The sequence below is a fragment of the Flexivirga sp. YIM B11880 genome (genome assembly GCF_058148645.1).
In genome coordinates, this window is record NZ_JBMAMH010000001.1 from 636971 (window position 1) to 661922 (window position 24952).

Sequence of the window (24952 nt, forward strand, 5' to 3'; positions counted from 1 at the left end):
CGCCATACCCTGTGATGGTGCGAGAAGCCCCGCGAACCGACGATTCCTTGTCCCTCGGCGAGCTGCAACGGCGCGCCGTCGGGCAGCTGGCGCCGGCGCTGCCGCTGCTCCGTGAACTCGGCGACCTGTTCGCCGGCGCGGGGCACGAGCTGTCCCTGGTCGGTGGGCCGGTCCGGGACGCGTTCCTCGGGCGGACCTCGCAGGATCTGGACCTCACGACGTCCGCCCGCCCGGACCGGATCGAGGCGCTGCTGAAGCCGTGGGCCGACACCACCTGGGACATCGGGCGCGACTTCGGCACGATCGGTGCCCGCAAGGGCGACACGATCGTCGAGGTGACGACGTACCGTGCGGACGCCTACGACCGGCAGACCCGCAAGCCGGTGGTGAGCTTCGGCGACTCGCTGACCGACGACCTGGTGCGTCGCGACTTCACGGTCAACGCGATGGCATTGCGACTGCCCGAGCTGGAGTTCGTCGACCCGTATGACGGCATGGCCGCTCTCGCCGGGCGGACACTGATGACCCCGTCGGCACCGGAGGTCTCCTTCGGCGACGACCCGCTGCGGATGATGCGGGCGGCGCGGTTCGCGGCGCAGCTGGGGTTCACCGTCGACCCGCGGGTGCGTGCCGCGATGACCGAGCTGGCCGCGTCGATCCAGATGATCTCCGCCGAGCGGGTGCACGACGAGCTGGTGAAGCTCATCCTGGCGCCCGACCCCCGGGCGGGGCTGACGCTGCTGGTCGACACCGGCATCGCCGACCACGTCCTGCCCGAGCTGCCCGCGCTGCGGCTGGAGGTGGACGAGCACCACCGGCACAAGGACGTCTACGAGCACTCGCTCACTGTGCTGGAGCAGGCGATGGCACTGGAGGGGAGACGAGTGGTGCCCGGTCTGGAGTCGCCCGAGCTGGTGCCGGGCCCGGACCTGGTGCTCCGGCTGGCCGCGCTGCTGCACGACATCGGCAAGCCGGCGACCCGCCGCTTCGAGAAGGGCGGCGGTGTCTCCTTCCACCACCACGAGATGGTCGGCGCCAAGCTGGTCCGCAAGCGACTGCGCGCGCTGCGCTTCGACAAGGAGACGATCAAGCAGGTCGCGCGGCTGACCGAGCTGCACCTGCGGTTCCACGGGTATGGCGGACCGGGTGTCCCGTCGCCGGAGGCTGCGGGCGGTGTCGACTCGCAGTGGACCGACTCGGCGGTGCGTCGCTACATCACCGACGCGGGCCCGCTGCTGTCCCGGCTGCACCTGCTGACCCGGTCCGACTGCACCACCCGCAACCGGCGGAAGGCAGCGGCGCTGTCGGCGGCATACGACAGCCTCGAGGTGCGGATCGCGGCGCTGCGCGAGCAGGAGGAGCTGGACGCGGTCCGCCCCGAACTCAACGGCAATCAGATCGCCGAGGCGCTCGGCATCAAGCCGGGTCCGGTGCTCGGCAACGCCTACAAGCACCTGCTGGCGTTCCGGTTGGACAACGGGCCGGTCGGCGAGGACGCGGCACGCGAGGAGCTGCTGCGGTGGTGGGCCGACCAGCCGGAGGCGCAGTGATCCCACCCCGAAGGGGTAAGGACGGTCAGGTGCCGGCCAGCGAGACGGGGGCCGGCTTGTTGCTGCGCCGCCAGCGGGAGGAGAGGACGGCGTCGACGACGTGGTCGGCGTCCAGGCCGTATGCCGCGAGCAGGTCTGGCCGGTTGCCCACCGGCACGAACTCCACCGGCAACCCCATCGGGATGACGCGCGTCGCGAGGCCGGCGCGGTGCGCCGCCATCGACAGCGCCGCACCGAGTCCGCCGCCGATCGCGTTGTCCTCGAGGGTGAGCACGACCTGGTGGTCGGCGACCAGGGTCATCAGCTCCGGTGAAACCGGGTGGATCCAGCGCGGGTCGGCCACCGTGGCTGAGACACCCATGCCGGCCAGCCGGCGCGCGGCTTCCACCGCCACCGCAGCCATCGGTCCGCTCGGCACCATGAGCACCTGACCGCTGGACTGAAGTGGCGTGAGCAGGTCGACCGAGCCGATCCGGTTGTACACGCAGATCGGCGCGGGCGCCGTCCCCTTGGGATAGCGCAGGACGGTCGGGCCGGACTCGTGCGCCAGTGCTTCTCGCAGCAATTCGCGCAGCCGGACCGCGTCGCGTGGCGCGGCGATGCGGATCGCCGGGACACCGCTGAGCATCGAGACATCCCACATGCCGTGGTGCGAGGGGCCGTCGGGGCCGGTGATGCCGGCCCGGTCGAGCACGAAAGTCACCGGCAGGCGGTGCAATCCGACGTCCATGAGGATCTGGTCGAACGCGCGCCCGAGGAACGTGGAGTAGATCGCGACGACCGGGTGGAGACCGGCCGTCGCCAGCCCGGCGGCACAGGTGACGGCATGTTGTTCGGCGATGCCGACGTCGACGATCCGGTGCGGAAAGCGCTCACCGAAGGGTCCGAGCCCGGTTGGCAGTCGCATCGCGGCCGTGAGCGCGACCACGTCCGCTCGCTCCTCCCCGATGGCAGCCAGCTCACGGCCGAAAACCGTTGTCCACGCTTCCGTTCGGGGCTGGCGCGTCGTGTCGGCGACGACTGCGGCCGGTGGTGCGGCCGGGCTGATCGAGTGCATCCGGTCGTTCTCGTCCTGCTCGGCCGGCGCATAGCCGCAGCCCTTGCGGGTCGCCACGTGCACCACGACCGGCCCGGTGTGTTTCCGGGCGGCTCTCAGCGCCTTGTGCAGCGCCCGGAAATCGTGCCCGTCGACCGGGCCGATGTAGCCGAATCCCATCGATTCCAGAAGGTTCGACGTGGCGGTTCCCGCGCGCAGCTCGGCCAGATGCCGGGAGAAGGCGCCGACCGTCGGGTCGTAGGACCGGCCGTTGTCGTTGAGCACGACGATCACGGGGCGGTTGCTCGCGCCGATGTTGTTGAGGGCCTCCCACGCCATACCACCGGTGAGCGAGCCGTCACCGACGACCGCGACGACCCGGCGGTGCCGGCCGGTCAGCTCGAAGCCCCGGGACAGTCCGTCGGCGTAGGACAAGGCCGTTGAGGCGTGGGAGTTCTCGACGATGTCACAGTCGCTCTCGGACCGAGAGGGATAGCCGGTGATGCCGCCGGCGGTGCGCAACTGTTCCAGCCGGTCGTCGCGGCCGGTGAGCATCTTGTGCACGTAACTCTGGTGACCGGTGTCCCAGACGATCGCGTCCTTGGGAGCCTCGAACTCCCGGTGGATCGCGATGGTGAGCTCGACGACGCCGAGGTTGGGGCCGAGGTGGCCGCCGGTGCGGGTCACGACGTCGACGAGGCGGCGCCGGATCTGTGCGGCCAGCTCGGGAAGTGCTTCTCCTGGCAGGACTTTCAGGTCACCGGGGGAGGTGACGTGATGCAGCAGCTCCGGCGCGGACATCACGCCACCGCCGCCCGGATGGTCTCCTTGAGGGACCCCATCGTCGCGATCACGGCGGTCGGCTCGTAGCCGCAGTGCGCCATACAGTTGGCGCAGCGCTCGTCCTTGCCGCGACCGAACGCCTCCCAGTCGGTGTCCTCGATCAGCTCCTGGTAGGTCGACACGTAGCCGTCGTCGAGCAGGTAGCAGGGCCGCTGCCAGCCCTTGAGGCTGTATGACGGGATCGCCCACGGAGTGCACTCGTAGTCGACCTTGCCCTCCAGGAAGTCGAGGAAGAGCGGCGAGTGGTTGAGCCGCCACTTCTTGCGCCGGCCCTCGCCGAACGCCTTGGCGAACAACGTGCGTGTCTCCTCGACGCCGAGGAAGCCCTCCTGGTCCGGCGCCTTCCAGTAGGCGTAGCCGGGCGCGATCTGCATGTTGTCGACCTTGACCTCGTCGTTGAGGTAGTTGAGCACGTCGATCACGTCCTGCGGCGAGTCGCTGTTGAACACAGTGGTGTTCGTCATCACGCGGAAACCGCGGGACTGGACCAGTTTGATCGCGTCGATGGCCGCCTCGAAGCCGCCCTCGTGGCTGACCGACGCGTCGTGGCGCTCCTTCATGCCGTCGACGTGCACCATCCAGGAGAAGTTGCGGTGCGGCGTGAACTTGTCGATGTGCCGTGCCATGAGCAGCGCGTTGGTGCACAGGAAGACGATCTTCTTACGGTCCAGGAGTTCCTGGACGATCTCGTGGATCTGCGGGTGCATGAGCGGCTCGCCGCCCGCGATCGAGACCATCGGCGCACCGCATTCCTCGATGGCGGCGACGGCTTGTTCGACCGGCATACGTTGTTTCAGCATCGCGGCCGGTTCCTGGATCTTGCCGCAGCCGACGCACTTGAGGTTGCAGGCGAAGAGCGGTTCGAGCTCGACGAGCAGTGGGAACTTGTCGCGCCGGGCGAGCTTCTGCTTCATGAGGTACTGCCCGAGGCGAACGGACTGGCGGAACGGCATGTGTGGCATCAGACAACCTCTCGGGGCAGGGTGAATTGGATGGTCTCGGTGACGCCGCCGACGCGGGTGACCTCGAGGTCGCCGAACGCGGAGAGCGCGTCGATCAGCTCGGTGACGAGCGATGGTGGTGCCGATGCGCCGGCGCTCACGCCGATGCGGCGCACGCCGTGCAGCCAGCGCAGCCGGAGGTCGGCCGCGTCCTCGATGAGGTGGGCGCGGGTGCCTGCGGCACGGGCGACTTCGGTGAGCCGCATCGAGTTGGAGGAGTTGGGCGATCCGACGACGAGAACGAGGTCCGTCACCGCCGCAACTTCCCGGATCGCCTGTTGCCGGTTGCTGGTGGCGTAGCAGATGTCGTCGCGGCGCGGCGCCTGCAGGGCCGGGAAGCGCTCGCGCAGCACCGCCGCGATCTCGTCGGCCTCCTCGACGGACAGCGTCGTCTGCATGACGTAGGAGACCTGCTCGGGGTCGCGCACCGCTACGGTGCGTGCGTCGTCGACCGACTCGACGAGCACGACGTGGTCGGGCGCCTCGCCCTGGGTGCCCACGACCTCCTCGTGTCCGGCGTGGCCGATGAGGAACACCGTGCGGCCGCCGCCGGTGAAGCGGCGTACCTCCTGGTGCACCTTCGCGACCAGGGGGCAGGTCGCGTCGATCACCTGCAGGCGACGCTCGGTCGCCTGGACCCGCACCGACGGCGCGACCCCGTGCGCGGCGAGCACGGCGACCGCGCCCTCGGGCACCTCGTCGAGCTCCTGCACGAAGACCGCGCCACGGCGTTCCAGCTCCGCGACGACGTGGGTGTTGTGGACGATCTGCCGCCGGACGTAGACCGGTGCACCGTGCCGGGCGAGGGCGCGCTCGACGATCTCGATGGCGCGCTCGACGCCGGCGCAGAAGGACTGCGGCTCGGCCCGGACGATGGTGCGGTCGCCGCAGGCGTCCAGCCAGTCCTGCACGACCGGGCCGGCGTGCCGCAGACTGCGCAGTGCGGCGACACCGCGTTTGAGCGTGCCCGGGTGCACGAGCGGGTCCTCGCCGGTGTCGACGACGGCGCGGATCACGGCGAGGTGCTTCGGGTCGAGTTGGGTTGCCAGGTAACCGGATTCGGTGTCCACGGCCAGCGCGCCCCGCTCGGCGAGGTGACGCCGCTCCGCACCGGTCACGACGTGGTCGGTGGTCTCGATGGTGCCCACGTGCACGGTGAGCCCCGCCCGGCGCAGTTCGCCGGCGAGCACGGGTGCGGAGGGCAGCACGACCTCGGCGGAGTCGGTGCGCACCCGGTCGGCGACGACCAGGTCGGCGGGGCGAACGTCGGGCGACAGCGCTCCCGCGACCCCTGCGACCACGGTCGGCAGGTCCGTCTGCGGCGCGCGCCCTGCTGGACCGCGGCCCGAAACGTATGGCGCTCGGCGCATTCCGTGCTCGAGCGCCAGTCGCTCGATGCGCAGCGGGGTGAGGACCTGTCCACTCATGCAGAACCCCTCCTTCGTCGGGCTTCTGCCTTCGTCTGAACCGTTGTTCGCTCGCTGCGCTCGCTCATACTGACCCCCTGGCCGCGAGTCTCAGGCTGGGCCGGTCACCCTGCTCGCCGCCGTGCAAGGCGCGTACGGCGCGGCCGAGTGCCCAGACCGGGAAAATGATCCGGTAGAGGTGATAGGCGATGTAGAAGTCACCGGGGAAGCCGGTGCCGGTGAACTTCTCCTCGTCCCAACCACCGTCCGACCGTTGGGTTTCCGCGAGATGCACGATGCCTCGTTGCAGCGGCTCTCGGAGCTCACCGGCCGCGACCAGCGCCATGAGGGCCCAGGCGGTTTGGGATGGGGTGGAGTCACCGCGGCCGATCCACGCCGGGTCGGCATACGACCGCAGGTCCTCCCCCCACCCGCCGTCGGCGTTCTGGTGCGCGATCAGCCAGCGGACGGCGGCACGGATCGGCGGGGAGTCGGCCGGGACACCTGCGGCGACGAGCGCGGGCACGACAGCGCCGGTGCCGTAGACGTGGTTGGCGCCCCAGCGGCCGAACCAGGAACCGTCGCGCTCCTGATGGTCCAGCAGCCACTGCACGCCGCGCTTGCAGCGCGCACCGCGGGAACGCCCCACTGCGGCAAGCATTTCCACCACGTGTGCGGTCACATCAGCGGACGGTGGGTCCGTCACGGCTCCGAAGTCGCAGAACGGCAGCCGTGCGGGCCAGCGACTGGTGTTGTCGGCGTCGAAGGCACCCCAGCCGCCGTCCGCGGACTGCATGCCCGCCGTCCAGGCGATGCCGCGCGACACGGACTGCTCCTGCAACGGACCTTTCGTCGTCATCACTCGGTTGAGCGCCATGACGATGATGGCGCTGTCGTCGGTGTCCGGGTAGGTGTCGTTGGCGTATTCGAAGGCCCATCCGCCGGACGGCAGCTTCGGGCGGCGCACCGTCCAGTCACCCTGTACGGTGATCTGCTCGTCCATCAGCCACTCGGCGGCCTTGCGCAACGCCGGATCGCGAGCGTCCACGCCGGCGTCCAGCAGTGCGTTGAGCGCGAGCCCGGTGTCCCACACGGGCGACTGACAGGCCTCGAGACGACGTAGTGGGCCGTCCGGGGTGTCCTCGGTGATGGTGAATCCGTCGAGCCCGTCGATGGCCGCCTTGAGGACCGGATGGTCGAGCGGGTAGCCGAGCGTGCGCAGCGCGAGAATGGAGTAGACCCAGGGCGGTTGGATGCCGCCCCACCCGCCGTCGGCCTCCTGACGGGCGACGATCCACTCCGCCGCGCGACGCAGGGCGTTGCGGCGGACCGGCCCGATGGCGTGCTGGTGGTAGGCGTGCAAGCCGGTGTCGAGGCGGTCGAAGAAGCCGCGACGGCGATCGAGTATGCCGGCCACCTTCCGTCCTCGCCGGGTCGAGCCCTCGCCGCCGCCGACGCGAATCTCGTCGAGCTTCCATGTCATCCGGCGCTTCGGCCGTAGGGTGCAGACGACGGTGAGTGGCACGACCGTCTGGCGTGCCCAGCAGCCCCAGTCGTAGATGTTCAGCGGGATCCGCTTGCCGAGGTAGATCAGCTCGGGCGGCATGGCCGGCAGGTCCTGCCAGTCCCACCAGCCGAACAGCGCGCACCAGACGCGCGTGAAGACCCGCGTCCCTTCCAGACCACCGGCGCCCAGGATGAATTCGCGGGCACGCACCATGTGCTCGGCGCTCGGCTTGTCGCCCGCCATCCGCAGCGCGATCCAGGCCTCGACCGTCGTCGACAGGTCGCCGGGGCCGCCGGCGAACGTGGCCCACGTGCCGTCGGCGCGCTGCTGGCTGCGGATCCACCGGGCGGTCTGGTCACGCGTTTCCGCGGTGTCGATGCCGAGGAAGACACGCAGCATCATGTCCTCGGCGTCCATGGTCACGTTGGTCTGCAGCTCGCCCTTCCAGGCTCCGGACGGCAGCTGCAGATCGCGCAGTCGTCGGACCGCGCGATCGAGCGTTGCGCGGGCGATGTCCGCGATGCTGTCCGTGGCTGTCTCAGCCAGCACTTCTGCCATGTGTCAGACGTCCCTTCCGGCGACGTAGTGCGCCACCTCGGTGAGTGCGACGATCGCGTCGCTGTCCAGGTCGGCGTCCCGCAGTGCCGAGATCGCTTCGTCGACCGCCTGGTCCGCGCTGGTGCGGCACCAGCGGCGCGCGCCGATTGTGTCGAGTTCTGCTGCTGTTCGGGCCAGCTCGTGCTCCGACGTCTCACCCCTCGCGAACCAGTCGCGCAGCGACTCCGTGCCCGGTTGTTCGAGCGCCCAACTGACCGGCAGCGAGTGCTTCTTGGCTCGCAGGTCCGAGTGATTCGACTTGCCGGTCACCTCTGGATCTCCCCAGATGCCGAGCAGGTCGTCCACGAGTTGGAATGCCACACCGAGCGACCGCCCGTATGCCGCCAGCGCGCTGCGCTGCTCGCGGTCGGCCCCGGCGAGTACTGCGGGCAACTCGGTGCTGCAGGCCAGCAGCACACCCGTTTTGGCGGCGGCCATCGCCCGGCAGTCGGCCAGGGAGACCTGAGCGCGCCGCTCGAACTCCATGTCGAGCATCTGCCCGTGGATGAGTTCCTGCGTGGTGGCGGCGAGTAGGTGAGCGGCGCTCGCCGCGTGCGGGCTCGGATCGGCGAGCAGCGTCTCGAAACCGAGCGTTTGCAACGCATCTCCGGCGAGTATGGCGGTCGCCTCGTCCCACACCGACCACACGGTCTCCCGGTGCCGCCGGGTGCGGTCGCGGTCCATGATGTCGTCGTGGACGAGCGAGAAGTTGTGCACCAGCTCGACGGCCACGGCCGCGCTGACCGCCTGGGCGGGGTCGACGCCGACCGCGGCGGCGCTGAGCAGCGCGAGGGTCGGCCGCAGCTTCTTGCCGCCGTCCTCCTCGACCGGATTGCCTTGGGTGTCCACGAAACCCAGGTGGTAGGCAACCACCAGACGCTCCTGCCCGGTCAGGGTGTCGACCGCCTTGTGCAGCGCGGGCGTGACGAGGGTGCGGGTGAGTTCCTGTGCCTTGGCGAACGTGGTCATGGCGAGGTCCTCCGTTTCGTGTCGCCGGTGGCGCCGGCCGAGTGGCTCCTGCCGGAGATCGGCGGAACCCTGCCCCGCCAGCACCACGGCAGCGGCCGAATGCCCGCTCAGCACAGCGCCTTCCATGGTTGCGGGCCAGCCGGTCGCGGTCCACGCTCCGGCCAGCACGATCCGCGGCTGAGTGGTCCGTGCGGCCGGCCGCAGCCGCGCGCTGCCCGGCGCCGCGCGGAACGTCGCCTCCGGCTCGCGCGTGACGAAGAAGTCCCGGATCTCCGCATCGTCGATGCGGGGCAACAGGTTTCGCAGATGCGGCAGCCCCCACTCGCGCAACTCGGCGTTGGTGAGTCCGATCAGCTGGTCCGCCGCGGAGAGCGACACCGCGAGGTATTGCCCGTCCGACAGTCCCGCGGCCGTCGTGCGGTCGAAGACCCACTGCAACGGACTGTCGATGGCGGCAACGAATTCGGTGTCGAGCACCGGGCGGTCCAGCACGACGTGCAGATTGATGATCGGCGAAAGACCCAGCCGTCCGGCGATGTCGGCGGGCAGGCCGAGCACGGTGGGATCGAGCACTCGCGCAAGCGCTCCGGGAGGTATGGCGAGCACGATCGCGTCATACAGCTCGTCCGTGGTGCCGGTGACGACGCGGACTCCGCGCTCCTCCGGGAGGACTGCACTCACCTTGGCCCGCAGCCGCACCTCGCAGCCGACCTCCGCGAGCGCGCGCGCCGCGGCATCACCGTGCAACTGCTGCAACGGAACTCGCGCCCAGCCGAGGTCGGACGCGCCCTTGTCCTGCAGCATGCCCAGCTGGAAGACCGTTGCGGCGAGGGCCAGCGAGCACGCGTCGGCGTCGGCATTGAGGGTGGCCTTCCCGATCAGCTCCCACAGCACCTCGATCGACCGGTCGTCGGCGCCCTGGGAGCGCAGCCAGCCGCCGAAGGACTGCGCGTCGACGCTCGGATCGTCCGGGTCGAGGCGACCAAGCGCGAGGGCGATCCGGCCGACGAGCAACCGCTGCCGCAGCGGCATCCAGCGGTGCCGCAGCAGGGAGCCGGTCAGGTGCAGCGGGGCCGGTAAGTCGTTGCGACGCAGGTGGGTCCGCTGCGCCGACGCCTCACTGGCGATCGGGACGTCGAGCCGGTCCTGCAGGTAGGTGAGGTGGCGGACACCCAGCCGGTCGAGCAGCCCGAGGTATGCCGTGCAGCAGCGCAGGAATGCGTGCTGGCCGCCGTCCACCCAGAGCTCACCGCGCCGGAAGGAATGGGTCAGCCCGCCGAGCCGGGCGCGCGACTCCAGCAGAGTCACGTCCAGGCCCTGGTCGGCCAGGTCGAGGGCGGCCGTGATCCCGGCGAGGCCGCCGCCGACCACGCAGACCGAGGTGCGCACGGTGCCCGTCATACCGGCAGCACCGCCCGGGTCAGGGCGGTGAGCGCGACACGGCCCTTTTCGTGCGCTGGCAACGACATCCGTCGCTCGTAGACGACGGTCGGGTTCTGCTGGATGCGCAGCAGCAGGTGGTGGTAGATGCCCGACATCGCCGCGCAGCAGGCCGCGCTGCGGTGGTCGAGCTGCGGCAACAGGCGCAGCCCGAGTTCGTACCAGTGCTGCGCGCGGTCGGCGGCGAACCCGATGTATGCCGCCAGTCGCGCGTCCGGGTCGTGCAGCGTGCCCTGGTCGTCCAGCTGCAGCCGCACACCGAACTCGTCCAGCTCGGCCGTCGGCAGGTAGACCCGGCCGAGCAGCAGGTCCTCGCGGATGTCGCGCAGGATGTTGGTCTGTTGCAACGCGATTCCGAGTTGGTCGGCGAAAAGTGGCGCCCGCGGGTCGGTGCCCTTGCCGAAGATCGACAGGCACAGTCGGCCGATCGACCCGGCGACGCAGCGGCAGTAGAGCCGCAGGTCGTCGAAGGTCTCGTAGGTGCTGCCGTCGAGGTCCATCTCGACGCCGTCGATGAGCTCCTCGAACGCTTCGAGCGGCACCGGGAAGCGGCGTGCCGTCTCCGCGACGGCGACCAGCACCGGGTCGGTGGCCGAGTCGATGTCGGACAGCTGCTTGCGGACCAGGGCCAGCGCGGCACGCTTCTGCGGCAGCGGTGCTTCCTCGTCACCGATGTCATCGATGCGCCGGGCGAGCGCGTAGAGAGCGCACAGTCCCTGGCGTTTGCGCGAGGGAAGGAGACGGATGCCGTAATAGAAGTTGCGTGCTTCGGTGCGGGTCACCGTCTCGGCCGCGAGGAACGCCTGATCGATGGTCATCTCTCATGCCCTCCTGGTCAGCAGCAGCCGAATCCCGTGTCGCAGCATGGTGATCCGTGAAGGTTTCACGGGTGCGTGCGTGACGACGTCCCCTCGTGCGCGTTCGATCGCATCGGCGGTGGCGAGCCCGCCTGCGACGTAACCCGCGACCGCGAGTCGCCCCCAGCCGCGCAACTGCGCAACGAGCGGCGTGCCGGCCCGCAACATGTCGCGTGCCGACCTCACCTCTCGCAGCACTACCCGGCGCAGCGCCGGCGCATTCGCCGGCCGCAGGAGGGTGGCGTCGGTGAGCCCTTCGTCGGCCAGGTGGTCCTGCGGCAGGTAGACCCGTCCGGCGGCTCGATCCTCGGCGACGTCCTGACAGTGCTCGAGCACCTGCAGCGCGGCGCACACCGAGTCACTCCAGCCAGCGCGTGCGGGCGTGGACTGCCCGAACACCGCGAGGACGAGCCTGCCCACCGGATGCGCCGAGAGCGCGCAGTAGCCGAGCAACGCGTCGAACGTGGCATAGCGGGTCACCCGCTGATCCATCACGTTGGCTTCGATCAGATCGTCAAAAGACTGCAATGGCAAGGCAAATCGGAACGCGTATGGCGCCAGATCGCGCAGCACCTGCTCTGACGGTTGCTGCCCGTCACGCAACCGGCGCAGGTCTGCTCGGAACGCCGTGAGCGCCGCCACCCGGTCGCCCGGTGCGGCATCGCCGAGTTGGTCGATGGCGCGTGCGACCTCGTAGATCGCGAAAAGTGCTCCCCGGTAGCGAACAGGCAGGATGCGCAGCGCAACCGGGAAGTTCTCGGTCGCTGCCGTGGGCGCGCCGTCCGCGTTGACGACGCCGGATGAGCAGGCTGCGTCGATCATTTGATCTCAGGATCTCTCGGATGAATCTCCGGGCGCTGCACCGGAAGGTGTGGCGTCGGGGCAGATTGTTTGTCACCAAGTGATAGATCTGACGAATCTATGGGAGCCTTGACCTGATGGGGCAGACGCTGCAGGTTGCCGGGACACCAGGGCCGCCACCCGAGTTGCGGATCCTGCAGACACGCCTGCAGACGCGGTTCGCCGAGATCATGGCCGCGGTCGCCGAAGAGCTCGAGGTGCTGTGGCCGGCGTGCCTCGCGTTCGCGTCGGAGCGCGGCACGACGCTCGCCGAGGCTGCGGATCAGGTGATTCCGCGACTGCTCGCGACGATCAACGGAGCGGCGCTGGAGCGTCCGGTCGTGGCACCAGAACTCGATCCGTTGCTGGTGGCGATGTTCGATCAGCTGGGACGTGCGCAGTTCCAGCAGGGACGCGACCTGAACGGCATTCTCACGGCATACCAGGCGGGCGCCCGCGTCGCGTGGGCGCACATCTCGCGGGAGGCGATGGAGGTAGGGCTCGACACTCGCAGGCTGTCGCGGCTTGCCGAGACGCTCTTCATGCTGACCCACGACATCTCGGCACGCACCACCGACGGCTACGTGCGCGAGCAGTCCGAGCGCGGGCTGGTGTCACACCGGGCGCGTGGCGAGTTGTCCGGTCTGCTGATGTCGACGATTCCGGACCGCAACGCCGTGCTGCTCGCGGCCGATCAGGCCGGCTGGGTGGTCCCGGACGAGCTGGCGTTCGTCCTGCTGCGCGATCAGGACGACCCGCCGCTCACGACCCGCCCGCGGCTGGACCCGGAGTGGCTGGTCGTGCACGTGGGCGACGTGGTCGGCTGGCTGGTCCCCTGGGTCGCGGGGATCGGGCCCCGCCTCCAGCGCGCGCTGGGGGAGGTGCCGGCCGTGGTCGGCCCGCCGGTCCCGGTCACCGAGGCGCGTCGCAGCATGCGCGTCGCGCGCAGCGCACGCCGTCTGCAGGGCGCCGGCGTGCTGCCGGCACGGGTGATCTTCGTGCCGGAGCACATCGACACGATGCTGGTCCACCGCAACCCGGAACTCTTGGCAGCGTTGCGTTCTCGGGTGCTGACCCCGCTCGACCGGCTGCCCGGCGGAAGCCAGGAACGGCTGGTCGAGACCCTCACCTCGTGGCTGCGGCACTTCGGCTCCCGGGCCGCCGTGGCCGAGGAACTGCACATCCACCCGCAGACGGTGCGCTATCGCCTCGACCAGCTCCGCGGAGTGTTCGGCGACGCCCTCGACGACCCCGAGCAACGCGCCCAGCTGTTTCTCGCACTCGTGTGGGGCGCGCCCGCGGAGTGAGGCCAGCCGGGGCTCAGTGCAGCGCCATCTCCGCACCCTCGTCGCCGTCGAGCAGCGGTGACTGCAGCACCCGTTCCTGCAGGACCTGCGCGAACGCGCGCGCATCGAGCACGTCCGCGTCGGTGACGACGGTGATGCCGAGCGAGCCGTTCCAGCTGAGTGCTCCGACGGTCAGTGGTATGCCGGGGGCCGGCGGCAGGATCGGGTGCACGCGCACGAGCGGGCAGCCGACCATGGTGAACTCCTGGTCCGGGCCCGGCATGTTGGAGACGATCGCCTGAAAGAACTTGCGCCCGTAGACTGTTCGGGCGAACAGCCGGCGGCCGCGGTGCGGCACCGCGCGCAGCGCCGAGGCCATCACCCACCGGGCGGCCAGTGCCCGGGTCGGCGTGCGCAGGGCGGATCCGGCACGGCATACCTCGTCGTGCACGGCGTCGATCGACGCTTTCCGGGCCGGTGTGTCGACGATCACCGCGCCGGTCAGATTGCCACCGTCGTCCGACCCCGCGCCGGGCGCCCGCAGCATGACGGGCACCGACACGCGCAGCCGGTGGTCGCACGCGCCGGCCAGCCCCGGGTCGACCTCGGCGAGGGCGATGCCGGTCGCGGCGAGCAGTAACTCGGTCACCCGCATCCGGTGACCACGCGCGACCTCCTGCACCGCCGGGAGCGGCACCTCGACGGTCGCGAAACCGCGCCGCGGCCCACCCGGTGGCAGCAGCGCGGCCGGCTTGCCGTCCGTCGCCAACTGCGCCAACCCCTGTATGACGCCGCCGCCGCGTTGCAGCAACGTCGGACCCGGACGGTCCGGGATGGGCAGTGCATGGTGGGGCTGCAGCAGATTCAGCAGCTTCGCGACCGCACCGATGCCGTCCGCCATGCAGTGGTGCATCACGATGCAGAACGCCACCTGGTCACCGGCCCCGCGGATCAGCCAGACCCGCCAGAGCGGCCGGTCCCGCGGCAGCTCTTGTCCGGTGAGTTCACCGACCAGCGCGTCGAGATCGGCGCCGGCCGGCAGCGTTCGCTCCACCAGGTGGTACGACCAGTCGATCGGCCCGGCCGGCACCCAGCGGTAGGTGGTCGGTGCGACCAGCCGGTCGGTGAAGTGCGGCAACGCCCGCAATTGCGCGGCCAGGTTGTCGCGGATCGCCGCGTAGTCGGGTGTGCCCTGCAGCATCGCGAGTCCGCCGACGTTCTGCGCGTGGCCGGGCGACTCGACGTCCAGGAAGAAGGCGTCCGACGTCGGCATCGGCTCCTCCCCGGGTCGCCGACGGTCCCACCACTCGGTCGCCGCCACGGCGACCACTACGACGGCCGCCGCCCCGACGGCGTCCAGCAGGTAGTGGTTGGCGGTCGCGAGCACGACATACAGGGTGACACCCACGTGGACGGCGCTGGTGACCTGGAGCCACGCGCTGCGCGACATCCGGGCCAGCATGACGCTCACCCAGAGCGCCCAGGCCATGTGCAGCGATGGCATCGCGGCGAGCTGATTGGCCCCCGCGACCAGCGGCGAGCCCCATGAACCTACCGTGCCGCCCGTCGCGACCGTGTCGACGAAGTCGGGCAGCATCCGGGGAGGCATCAGCGGCAGCGCCGCGAAGCACACGAACGCGATGAGGTTGAGCACGATGAACGAGTTGCGGGCCTGCCGGTAGAGCGGCGGCGCCCACACATAGGTGATCACCAGCAGCAGCGCTGCTGACACGAGGTAGGTCGTCGCGTATTCGTAGTTGGCGGCGGTCATCAGCGCCGGGTGCCCCGCGAGCCAGCTGTTCAGGCCGCGCTCGAGGTCGAGGTGCAGCCATTGCTCCAGCCGGAGCAGCTGCTCCCCATGGGAGCGGGCGGCGGCCGTGCGGGCGGGTGTGTGGAACGAGTCGACGAAGAGGTATGCCGCGAAGAGTGCGGCGCCCAGCGCGAGTTCCCCGAGGAGACGCGGTCGCCGCGCCTGGGGCACGGGCGGTCGATGTGGATGCGGCAGGCGGGTGTGCGTCGCGCTCACGCGGACTCACCGCCGCGAAGAGCTCGATGCCTCCGTAACTTCGTGGGGCTCAGGCGAAGGCGATGGTGAAATCGGGCATCCGGCGCAGCCGGCTCCAACCCCAGGCGATGCACACCGCGATGGTGAGGACAGTCAGCGACGTGCTGAACAGTCCACGCGACAGCAGGGCATTGCGTGCTCCGAGGTGCAGGAAACCCATGCTCATGCCGACGTCGATGAGCCGTGAGGCGCCCCACAGGATGCAGACCTGGCTGAACATCCGGTGCGCCCGCTTGTCGTGGAAGAGCATCTGCGGCAGCGCGACGAAGTCGCGGCACAGGTGCTTCGTGATCGGTTTGCCGATGGCCGCACTGCCGAGGAAGATCACTGCCATCATCAGCGATCCGGCGATCGGCTGCAGCAGGTAGATGTAGATGCTGGACAGGGCGAGCGACAGCGATGTGCGGCCGACCAGCATCAGCACCGCGATGAGCAGGGTGCGGGGCACGGTGGACTGGCTGCGCACGCGGACCGCCACGATGAGGCCGGACCAGACCAGCACCGAGATCAGCCCCCAGAGCTGTCCGACGGTGGCGAGGGCGGCATACAGCAGCAGGGAGGGGATCACTGCTGCTTCGAGCGCCAGGCGGCCCGCTCGGAGCACGGAAGCGCGCACGAACGCCCTGTCGATGATCAGCTGACAGGCCGGCGAAGCCGCGGCTGGTGGCAAAGGCATAGTCCACTATGGCACCGCCACCTGTGAAGGAGCCTCGCTCCGGCTGCGCGTGAGCGGCGAATGGGCCAGTCCGCTGATCCCGATCCCGATCAGGACTGCGGTGACCGACACTGCGGCGAGCGCTCCCGGCGAGTGCGGTGCGGTGACGTGGAAGCCGAAGATGCCGGCCAGGTAGCTGATGACCGGGTTGGTGATGCTCATCGCGGCGACCGCCCACGGCAGCGAGCCGTGTGCGAAGGCCGCCTGCTCGATGAGCAGCCCCGACGCCGTGGCGACCGCCAGGCTGTAACCCGGCCAGTCCAGCGCGGTGTGCAGCACGCCGGGCCCGAAGAGGTCCTCGGTGGTCAGCTTGATCAGCACCGCGTTGCCGGCGAAGCAGATGCCCGCCGCGATGGCCAGCAGCAGGCTGGCGGCACGCGCACCGGCCTGCCCCCGGGCGGACGCGACGAGCACGACCACGCACGCGGCCATCGCGAGCAACACCCAGATGACCCGCTCCCGGTCGGGCGCGCCGTGCAGCGGCGCCGCGCCGCCCACGGAGAGCAGCACGACAAGGCCGACGCAGATGCACAGCACGTAGAACCAGTCCTTGGCCGTCGGGCGCAGCCGGCTGCCGAGGCCGGTCAGCAGCAGTGCGAAGAGCACCTGGCTGACCATGACCGGTTGCACCACCGCGACGCTGCCCACGTGCAGGGCGGCGGCCTGGATGAGGAAGCCGACGTTGTTGATCACGAAGCCGGTCAGCCACAGCTTGCGGCGGACCAGTGCCCGCACGAAGGCCGAGAAGCCGTGCACGGTGTCGAGCGAGTGTGAACTGTTGGCCTGGGAGGCGGCGCGCTGCTCCAGCATGGCGGAGAGTGCGAACGCGAACGCGGCCGCGCACGCGAGCAGCAACACCAGCCAGAGCATGCTCAGCCGTCCCCTTTCAGCCTCGTCTCCTCACCCCAACGCCCGGCCAGTCGGTTGTATGCCGTGGGCCACATCGCGCGGATGACGGGGGCGACCCGGAGTGCTGGATCACTCCATCGCTCGATACCACCGGATGCGATGAGCGAAACGACTTGCCGGGCAACGCGTTCCGGGTCGCGGGGCTTCGGAGAACGGCGCTCGTACGGCGCACCGCGGTGGGTGAAGAACTCGGTGTCGACCACGGCGGGGACGAACGTGCTGACCTCGACACCGCTCCCGGCCGCTTCCAGCCGCAGCGAGTCGGCGAACGTGTCGAGGCCGGCCTTGCCGGCGGCATACACCGCCTCTCCGGCGACACCGGAGCGGCCCGCGATGCTGCTGATGAAGCACAGATGGCCGCAGCTGCGCTGGAGCATTCCCGGCAAGACTGCGCGGGTCAGCAGGATCGGCGCGGTGAGATCGGTTGCGACGAGTTCGGTGACGCGCTGCGGTGGCATGGTGTCGAAGCTGCCCTGCCAGCCGATGCCGGCGTTGTGGACGACCAGGTCGAGCCGGCCGTGGGCCGCGGTCGCCTCCTCGGCGATGCGCTGCACTTGCGCGGGATCGGTGAGGTCGCCGACGACCTGCGCCGCATCGAGTTGTTGTGCAACGCTTTTGGTGCGTTCGGCGTCTCGGCCGTGCACGACGACGCGCACTCCGTGCCGGGCGAGCTCGCGTGCGACGGCCGCGCCGAGGCCGCCGCTGCTGCCGGTCACCAGAGCGAAACTGCCGCGCAATCTCATTGGTGCACAAGACCTTTCCGCTCGTCGATGGCTGAGGGTGGACGGTGACCGCTCGAGCGGTGACGTCAATCCTCCACGGACCCAACCATATTGGAGGGGGCACGCCGGATCGACGGATTTGCTCAGGCCTTCACGCCGACGATGCGCGCCCAGGCGGCCAAGGTCGGCTCGGCGGCCAGGTCGGCGAAGCGCACGACGCGACCGGTCAGCCGCGACCAGCGCTCGGCCAGCTGGATGACCCGCAGTGAATCGATGCCGTGTTCGATGAGGTTCGCCTGGTCGGAGAGTCGCTCGATCGGCACGTCCACCAGACCGGCGATGGCAGCACGCAGATCGGCGGCCCGCAGCAGGGCTCTCCTCGACGTATCAGCGGTCGACATGCGACTGAGGTTACCCTTACTTCCTGAGCGTTTGCAGCCAATCGTCCGACACGGTGCTCAGCAGCGCGGCACCGGCGCGCTGTAGCCGGTGCTGCTCCGGTCGACGACGTAGTAGTCGCTCACCCAGCGGCCGTTGTCGAGCTGGTCCCAGATCTTCGTCGTCGCGACCTGCTGACTGCTGCGCTGGCACCAGACCCGAGCCAGCCCGCCGTTCGGGATCGTCCCGACCACCCCGTATGCCGTCGACGGCCCGGACCGCACGTTGAGCGTGTCGGCGACCGCCACCTGGTAACTGTGCGCGCACCGCGGCGCCCCGGACCAGGTGGTCCGGGACGGGGTGCTCACCCAGTAGTCGCTGACGTAGGTGCCGTCGGTGAGCCGGTCCCAGATCCGCGTGGTGGCGACCAGTTCCCCGCTGACCTGACAGAGCACCTGCAGGCTGCTGCGCGGTTGATGGGTGCGCACGACCGGGTATGTCGTGGCCGGTCCGGACCGGGCGTTGAGCGGCACGCTCGAGGTGACCGTCCATGCGCCGGCGACCGATGCGACCGGCGCGTCCCACTGGTCGGTGTCGATGTTGATCGTGACACCGCCGTAGGTCGCGTCGTGGCCGCCGAGATACTGCTTGCCGCGTTGGTGGAAGGCCCAGTAGGTGCTGCTGATCCCCGACCAGCCGGTGGTCGAGCCGACTCCGTCATACCGGGCCACCCACAGCGCATCCGGCCGCGCGTAACCCGTCGAGTTGTAGACCGCCGCGAGGTCCGTGGCACCCAGGGTGAGGTTCAGATACACCCCGGCCAGGTAGCCGCGGGCGTGCAGCCGCGTCGTCCACCCAGAGATGAAGGACAGCACCGCGGTGCGACAGGTGGTGTTGTTTCGCGCGTAGTTCTCGATGTCCAGGTAGAACGCGCTGCCGGCTCGCAGGCCGAGCGTGCCGGCCTTGCTCACGGCGTCGTCCGCGCTGGCACTGCCCTGCGCGAGCGCGGTGGACGGGTTGATCTTCGGGTCGGTCGTCCGCCCACCGCACGGTGGTTGCAGGCCCTTGTAGATCGGGATCAGCCGCCAACCCATCCGGCTGGCCTGACTGACCCATGATGCGGTCAGGTTCGGCTGGCTGCAGGTGCGGCTCACGCCACCGAAGTAGATGCCGATGCCGCGATAGGGAGACGCGAGCCAGGCCCGCATGGCGGTGATGGACGGCGCCGCGCACGCGTCGAACGCCTTGCCGGCGAACCTGTTGGTGGTGGACGCGGCCGGGTAGCCGATGGAGGTGGCCGGGTCGGCCACGGCCGCCGGCGCCCAGATGAGCGCTGCGGACGTGGCCAAGCCTGAGCCGATGACTAGGGTGCCGAGCCGGCCGACGCGCGAGGACAACAGCATGGCCGCCTCCTCTCGGACGGTGACGGGGATATTCATTGAACTCCCAGTCGTCTCACAGCACCAGAGGCTGGTTTCAGCCGATCTCCAGGGCAATCTCCTCCGTGTCCCGCAGCTGTTCGACCGGCTGGGCGGCGTCCCGCGCCGCCGCACCCCGCGCCGGCCGCCGCATGACGAGCAGCACGAGCGCGAAGGCCCCGAACAGCATCAGCCCACCGACCTGGAAACCGCGGTCGACGCCGGCCACGAAGGTGTGTATGGCGTGCTCGCTCGCCCCTGGCGCGACGGCCGGATCCTTGCCCGCCGTGGCGAACACCGTGACCAGCACCGCGAGCCCGAGCGCGCCGCCCAGTTGCTGGGTGACGTTGACCAGGCCCGAGGCGACCGAGGTGTCCGACGGCTCGACCCGGGACAGCCCGGCGGTGGTCAGCGGCACGAAGGCGATGCCGTTGCCGAGGGCGAAGACGACGAACCCCGGCAGCATCTGCAGGTAGGTCGTGTGTGCGGTCAGCGTGGTCAGCATCAGCATGCCGACGGTCGACAACAGGGTGCCCACGGCGGCGATCGCCTTCGTCGAGTAGTGATTGGAGATCACCCGGGCGACCAGTTGCGAGCTGACGAAGATGGTCACCGGGAAGGGCAGGAACGCCACCCCCGACTGCCACGGCGTCCAGCCGAGGACGATCTGCATGTACTGGCTCATGAAGAAGAACGAGCCGAGCGAACCCGCGACGAGCATCAGCCGGGCGAGGTATGCCGTGGCGCGATCGCGGTCGGCGAAGAGTCGCAGCGGCATCACCGGTGCGGTGGCCCGCAGCTCGACACCGAGGAAGACGGCGAGCAGTGCGATGCCGGCGCCGAAGGCAGCGAGCGTGCCGCCGTCCGTCCAGCCGTCGGAGGCTGCACGGATGAATCCGTAAACCACGGAGGTCATTCCGACGGTGACGAGCAACGCACCCGCCACGTCGACGGAGCCGCGCACACCCTTGTCGCGCGAGAGCGAACGCCAGCCGGCGGCCAGCACCGCGATGCCGATCGGAACGTTGACGAAGAAGACCCAGCGCCAGGAGGCGACCGAGGTGAGGATGCCACCGGCGAGCAGGCCGGTCGCGGCGCCCGACGCCGAGACGACGGTGTACCAGCCGATGGCGCGGGTCTGCTCCGCGCCGGGCTTGTAGAGCGACATCAGGATCGCGAGCGCGGAGGGTGCGGCGAACGCGGCACCGGCTCCCTGGAGTGCCCGGGCGGCGAGCAGGAGCCCCTCACCCTGGGACACGCCCCCGGCGAACGACGCGGCGACGAAGACCGCCATACCGGCCAGGAAGGTGGTGCGCCGGCCGAGGATGTCACCGGCACGGGCGCCGAGCAGCAGCAGGCCGCCGAAGGCGAGCGTGTAGGCGTTGACGATCCAGGACAGCGAGGCCGACGTCATGTGCAGCTGGCTGCCGATGTCCGGCAGCGCGATGTTCACGATCGCGGCGTCCAGCACCAGCATCAGCTGGGTCACGAGCACAGCGGTCAGCACCAGCCCTGTGCGGTGGGGGCGCTCCCGGTCGCCGAGCCCTGTCGTCGCTGGTCGAGTAAGGCGAGCCGCTAGGCGAGCCTGTATCGAGACCCGACGTCGGTGGCGCCTGTTATCGGATTCCCCGTTTGTGGGACGAGACTTGGTAGTAATGGTCACGAGTGATGTCCTTCGCGAGAGCGAGGCGTACCATGAATATGGAAGCGGAGAGGATCTCCGCTTAGAACTATACGGAGGCATCCTCCGGTTTTGCAACCGGGTATGCCGTTGAGGTGTGAGGACGATGGCCCGAAGCGGCACGGCAACGACGCCCAGAGCGACGGCGAAGAACGCGCGCGAAACCCCGGAAAGCGCTGATAAGGCAACGGATTCGGCCTGCGGTGGCAAGCCGCTACGGGCCGACGCGGCGCGCAACCGGCAGAAGCTCATCGATATCGCGACGAAGGCCTTCACCGAGGACGTCGACACCCCGCTGGACGAGATCGCCAAGCGTGCAGGGGTGGGCATCGGGACCCTCTACCGGCACTTCCCGACCCGCTGCGAGTTGGTGCTGGCGGTCTACGGCGATCAAGTGGCCGGTCTGGAGCAGCGGTCCTACGACCTGCCCAAGGAGCTGGAGCCCGGCGAGGCGCTGCACGAGTGGATGCGCGGCTTCGTCGAGTACTACGCGGTGAAGATGGGCCTCATCAATCTGCTGCGGTCGATGACGCAGGGCAATCCGGAGACCTTCGAGTCGGCGCGTCGGGTGATGCGGGAGTCTGCCGAGCGGGTGTTGCAACCGGCGATCGCAGCCGGTGTGGTGCGCCCGGACGCCACGGCGGAGAAGCTCACCCGGGCACTCGGCGGCATCTGTCTGGCGTCCACCACCCCGGAGGGCCAGCAGACCTCGCTCGCCGTCGTGGACCTCGTCTACGACGGCCTCCGCTTCGGCGCCCCGAACGCCGTCCCCGCCGACTAAGCACAACACGCCGCTCGTCCCCCTTGCCGAGAGGCTCAGAAAGGGATCGAGAGGCTCAGCAAAGCCGGCACTTCGGCGCGCTCGTTCTGGGCCTCTCGGCATTTACTGAGCCTGTCGGTCACGGGGGCCTCAGGGGGTCGACCGGTCCACCACCTGTACTTCGGCCATGGCGTTGAGCGCGGACTGCGCCTTGTCGAGCGTTTCCTGCCACTCCGCTTCGGGTTCGGACAGCTGGGTGATCGCGCCGCCTACTCCGAGCACGAACCGGTCGCCGGTCAGTTGGAGCGTGCGGATGGCGACGTTGAGGGTGGCGGTGCCGTCCAGCCCGAGCAGCCCGATGCTGCCGGAGTAGACGCCGCGGCGCTCGCCTTCGAGTTCGCCGAGGATCCGCACCGAGCGTTCCTTGGGTGCGCCGGTCATCGAGCCGGGCGGGAAGGTGGCGCGCAGCAGCTCGACCACACCGGTGCCGGCCGGCAGGTCGCACTCGATCGTGCTGACCAGCTGCAGCACGGTGGGGAAGCGGCGGACGTCATACAAGGCGGTGACGGTGGTCGACCCCGGCACGGCGACGCGGTGGAAGTCGTTGCGCATCAGGTCGACGATCATCAGGTTCTCGGCGCGGTCCTTGCGTGAGCCGGCCAGTTCGGCCGCGGTCGCCCGGTCGGTGCCCGCGTCGACGGTCGCAGGACGAGTGCCCTTGATCGGCTCGGTGCGGGCGTGGCCGGCGGAGTCGACCGCGAGGAAGAGTTCCGGTGAGCCGGACACCACGACGTGCTCGTCGTCGAGGCGGAGGTATGCCGCCCGCGGCACCCGGCCGCCCGCCCGGAGCGCGCGGAACAGCCGCACCGCGTCTCCGCCGAAGGTGCCGTGCAACCGGTTGGTGAGGCACAGCTCGTAGGACTCACCGCGGGCAATGGCGTCCTGGCACGCGCCGATCAGCCGCAGGTATTCGTCGTGCTGCCAGCGGAATTCGACGGCCGGCGGCGTATCGGTCCTCGACTGACCGGCCGGCACGCGCGCAGCGGACAACCGGTCACCGGTTGCGTGCAGCCAGGTGTCCAGCGCGGCAACCGACGCCGCGTTGTCCGGGTCGTCCAGTCCCGCTACCCAACAGGTGTCTTCCGGTCCGACGACGACCGCCCGGGTCACCAGGGTCCACCAGGCGTCCGGCCAGTGCGGATCCGAAGCACGCGGGACGTCGAGCCCGAGCAGCTCGAATCCCATTTCGTACCCGAGGAATCCGGCATACCCGAGCGCGATGGCTCCCGCGCCGTCCTCGATCACGCCGGGCCGCAGCCGGCGTTGCAGCTCGTCGAGCACCGACGAGGAGACCATGGTTGCGGTGCCGTCCGGGTAACTTGCGCGCGTCCCGCCGCCGGCCACTCCGGACAGCTCATGCGACCAGGGCGAGTCCCAGCCGAGGACGGTGACCGGCCCGGCGGCACTCTCGATGCCGTCCAGCACGATGCGCGGCCGTTCGCCGATCCGGTCCAGTACCTGCTCCACCGAGCAGCGTCCCGGCAGCGGAACGGAGCGCTGCCGCGACGGCATCGGGGCGGCCGGACCGCGTGCAGCGGTCGCGGCCGCGGCGAGGAAGTTGCCGATCAGGGTGGCGCCGTGGTCGCTCCCGATCGACTCCGGATGGAACTGCACGCCCCAGCGCGGCCGGTCGCGCAGCCGCAGCGCCATGAGGGTGCCGTCGTCGGCATACGCGAGGGGGACGATCTGCTCGGTGAGTGTCCGCACGTCCAGGCTGTGGTAGCGCACCGCGGTGAATTCCGTTGGTATGCCGTCGAACAGCGCATCACCACGGTGTATGACGGTCGACGTCTCGCCGTGCCTCGGATGCGGTGACCGGTCGACCACCCCGCCGGCGAGCAACGCCAGCAACTGGTGCCCGAGGCACACGCCGAGCACGGGCAGGTCGCTGTGCTCGAGCACCACGCGCGAGATCCCGACGTCGCCGTCGACCGCCGGATGACCCGGTCCGGGCGAGATGACGACCGCGCCATAGCGCGTCGACCAGTCGGCCGGCAGTGGGGCATCGTTGCGCAGCACGTCGACGGTGACACCGGGCACCGCACTCACCAGCTGCACCAGGTTGTGCGTGAAGCTGTCGTGGTTGTCGATCAGCAGGACCCGCACGAGGCGCTCCTCACGACCGGTCGCCGGGCCGACTCGAGCGCCGCCTGCAGCGACTTTCGCAGCTCATGATCCGGACGCAGCGTCCGCGGCCCGAGACGCTGGACGACCCGCACCCCGTGCAACGCCGAGAGGAGCAGCAACGTGTCGGCTGCGCTGACCGCCGCCATCGTCACCTCTTCGTCGCGGACGGACCAGCCGAGTGCCGGCGCCTGCTCGCGCAGCACTGCCAGCGTGACGCTCGGCAGTCGTGGAGCGTTCGGCACCACCAGCTCACGGCCCCGTATGACGACCAGTGTCGCGAAGACCGCCTCGCTGACCAAGTCCTCGGCGGTGACGAACAGCCGGTCGTCGTACCCCTCGGCGACGGAGTCGCGGCGCCGGCCGAGCTGCCACAGGTGGTCGATTCCCTTGACACGAGGCTGTTCTCGCTCGTCTGCCACCGGCTCCGCCGCCAGTGTCGCGGCGGTGCGCAACTGTTCCACGGGAAACGGCCGGACGCAGCACCGAAGGCCGGCGTTCGTCCAGACGAGCGCCGGGAACCACGAGCCGGTCCGCGGCAGGTGAGTCAGGGCGTGGTCGTATGCCGCGCGCGCTGCCTCGCGTCCCACACCGAAGATGGCGGCCGCGTCGGCGGTGAAACGCTCCCGATGGCGGTCCACCGCGACAGCCGCGCCGTCATACAGCTGCCACGAGTCGAGCACGATCGGCGACTCGCGGGCCAGCTCTTCGACGGTGCGGTCGGTGAGTACCGCGCATGCCGAGCCGCGCGTGCACGCCATCGCGGATGTCATGCCTGATGAGTAGCA

19 protein-coding genes are annotated in these 24952 nt (G+C 69.9%); 3 read left to right on the forward strand and 16 right to left on the reverse strand.

Features of this window, described 5'->3' with window-relative positions; genetic code table 11:
- The first annotated feature begins 14 nt into the window (after positions 1 to 14).
- Complete coding sequence (locus ACN8HC_RS03040) at positions 15 to 1550, forward strand: CCA tRNA nucleotidyltransferase (RefSeq protein WP_490073385.1); 1536 nt, start codon at positions 15 to 17, stop codon at positions 1548 to 1550.
- A 25-nt stretch (positions 1551 to 1575) separates the two neighbouring features.
- Here the strand turns inward: ACN8HC_RS03040 and ACN8HC_RS03045 are convergent, their stop codons facing one another.
- The 7 genes from ACN8HC_RS03045 to ACN8HC_RS03075 all read right to left on the reverse strand — a co-directional run bounded on the left by ACN8HC_RS03045 (position 1576) and on the right by ACN8HC_RS03075 (position 12028).
- Positions 1576 to 3387, reverse strand: coding sequence for a 1-deoxy-D-xylulose-5-phosphate synthase (locus ACN8HC_RS03045; RefSeq protein ID WP_490073386.1), 1812 nt, complete (start codon positions 3385 to 3387; stop codon positions 1576 to 1578).
- Positions 3387 to 4391 carry an adenosyl-hopene transferase HpnH gene (gene hpnH, locus ACN8HC_RS03050; protein ID WP_490073387.1) on the reverse strand — a complete coding sequence of 335 codons (1005 nt, stop codon included), beginning with the start codon at positions 4389 to 4391 and terminating at the stop codon, positions 3387 to 3389. Before hpnH ends, ACN8HC_RS03045 begins: the two co-directional genes overlap by 1 nt.
- The gene (ispH, locus tag ACN8HC_RS03055; protein ID WP_490073388.1) at positions 4391 to 5857 is read right to left on the reverse strand and encodes a 4-hydroxy-3-methylbut-2-enyl diphosphate reductase; all 1467 of its coding nucleotides are present in this window, start codon (positions 5855 to 5857) and stop codon (positions 4391 to 4393) included. The genes hpnH and ispH overlap by 1 nt, the downstream gene beginning before the upstream one ends.
- A gap of 64 nt (positions 5858 to 5921) precedes the next feature.
- Positions 5922 to 7901: a squalene--hopene cyclase gene (gene shc, locus ACN8HC_RS03060; RefSeq protein ID WP_490073389.1), complete on the reverse strand. Its 1980-nt coding sequence runs from the start codon at positions 7899 to 7901 to the stop codon at positions 5922 to 5924.
- A 3-nt stretch (positions 7902 to 7904) separates the two neighbouring features.
- Positions 7905 to 10310, reverse strand: coding sequence for a hydroxysqualene dehydroxylase HpnE (gene hpnE, locus ACN8HC_RS03065; RefSeq protein ID WP_490073390.1), 2406 nt, complete (start codon positions 10308 to 10310; stop codon positions 7905 to 7907).
- Complete coding sequence (gene hpnD / locus ACN8HC_RS03070) at positions 10307 to 11167, reverse strand: presqualene diphosphate synthase HpnD (RefSeq protein ID WP_490073391.1); 861 nt, start codon at positions 11165 to 11167, stop codon at positions 10307 to 10309. Before hpnD ends, hpnE begins: the two co-directional genes overlap by 4 nt.
- 3 nt (positions 11168 to 11170) lie before the next feature.
- Entirely contained in the window at positions 11171 to 12028 is an 858-nt protein-coding gene (locus tag ACN8HC_RS03075) for a squalene/phytoene synthase family protein (protein ID WP_490073392.1), read from the reverse strand.
- Between the two features lie 116 nt (positions 12029 to 12144).
- On the opposite strand from ACN8HC_RS03075, the gene ACN8HC_RS03080 reads away from it, so the two are divergent.
- The gene (locus ACN8HC_RS03080; RefSeq protein ID WP_490073393.1) at positions 12145 to 13353 is read left to right on the forward strand and encodes a PucR family transcriptional regulator; all 1209 of its coding nucleotides are present in this window, start codon (positions 12145 to 12147) and stop codon (positions 13351 to 13353) included.
- A 13-nt stretch (positions 13354 to 13366) separates the two neighbouring features.
- Here the strand turns inward: ACN8HC_RS03080 and ACN8HC_RS03085 are convergent, their stop codons facing one another.
- From ACN8HC_RS03085 to ACN8HC_RS03115, 7 genes are all read right to left on the reverse strand, one after another.
- Complete coding sequence (locus tag ACN8HC_RS03085) at positions 13367 to 15358, reverse strand: bifunctional phosphatase PAP2/O-acyltransferase family protein (protein ID WP_490073394.1); 1992 nt, start codon at positions 15356 to 15358, stop codon at positions 13367 to 13369.
- Between the two features lie 49 nt (positions 15359 to 15407).
- Complete coding sequence (locus ACN8HC_RS03090) at positions 15408 to 16073, reverse strand: DUF3159 domain-containing protein (protein WP_490073395.1); 666 nt, start codon at positions 16071 to 16073, stop codon at positions 15408 to 15410.
- A gap of 6 nt (positions 16074 to 16079) precedes the next feature.
- Positions 16080 to 16982 (reverse strand): DMT family transporter, encoded by a 903-nt coding sequence (locus tag ACN8HC_RS03095; protein WP_490073396.1) that lies wholly within the window; start codon positions 16980 to 16982, stop codon positions 16080 to 16082.
- 2 nt (positions 16983 to 16984) lie between these two features.
- Positions 16985 to 17764, reverse strand: coding sequence for an SDR family NAD(P)-dependent oxidoreductase (locus ACN8HC_RS03100; RefSeq protein ID WP_490073397.1), 780 nt, complete (start codon positions 17762 to 17764; stop codon positions 16985 to 16987).
- Between the two features lie 122 nt (positions 17765 to 17886).
- Entirely contained in the window at positions 17887 to 18144 is a 258-nt protein-coding gene (locus ACN8HC_RS03105; RefSeq protein WP_490073398.1) for a phosphopantetheine-binding protein, read from the reverse strand.
- 57 nt (positions 18145 to 18201) lie between these two features.
- On the reverse strand, positions 18202 to 19560 hold the full coding sequence (locus ACN8HC_RS03110; protein WP_490073399.1) for a glycoside hydrolase domain-containing protein: 1359 nt from the start codon (positions 19558 to 19560) through the stop codon (positions 18202 to 18204).
- 37 nt (positions 19561 to 19597) lie between these two features.
- On the reverse strand, positions 19598 to 21046 hold the full coding sequence (locus tag ACN8HC_RS03115; RefSeq protein ID WP_490073400.1) for an MFS transporter: 1449 nt from the start codon (positions 21044 to 21046) through the stop codon (positions 19598 to 19600).
- Between the two features lie 280 nt (positions 21047 to 21326).
- Here ACN8HC_RS03115 and ACN8HC_RS03120 point away from each other — a divergent pair, with 280 nt between their 5' ends.
- The gene (locus tag ACN8HC_RS03120) at positions 21327 to 22001 is read left to right on the forward strand and encodes a TetR/AcrR family transcriptional regulator (protein ID WP_490073401.1); all 675 of its coding nucleotides are present in this window, start codon (positions 21327 to 21329) and stop codon (positions 21999 to 22001) included.
- Positions 22002 to 22130: 129 nt separating this feature from the next.
- Here the strand turns inward: ACN8HC_RS03120 and ACN8HC_RS03125 are convergent, their stop codons facing one another.
- On the reverse strand, positions 22131 to 24146 hold the full coding sequence (locus ACN8HC_RS03125; protein WP_490073402.1) for a chorismate-binding protein: 2016 nt from the start codon (positions 24144 to 24146) through the stop codon (positions 22131 to 22133).
- The gene (locus ACN8HC_RS03130) at positions 24131 to 24937 is read right to left on the reverse strand and encodes an aminotransferase class IV (RefSeq protein ID WP_490073403.1); all 807 of its coding nucleotides are present in this window, start codon (positions 24935 to 24937) and stop codon (positions 24131 to 24133) included. The genes ACN8HC_RS03125 and ACN8HC_RS03130 overlap by 16 nt, the downstream gene beginning before the upstream one ends.
- Between the last annotated feature and the right edge of the window lie 15 nt (positions 24938 to 24952).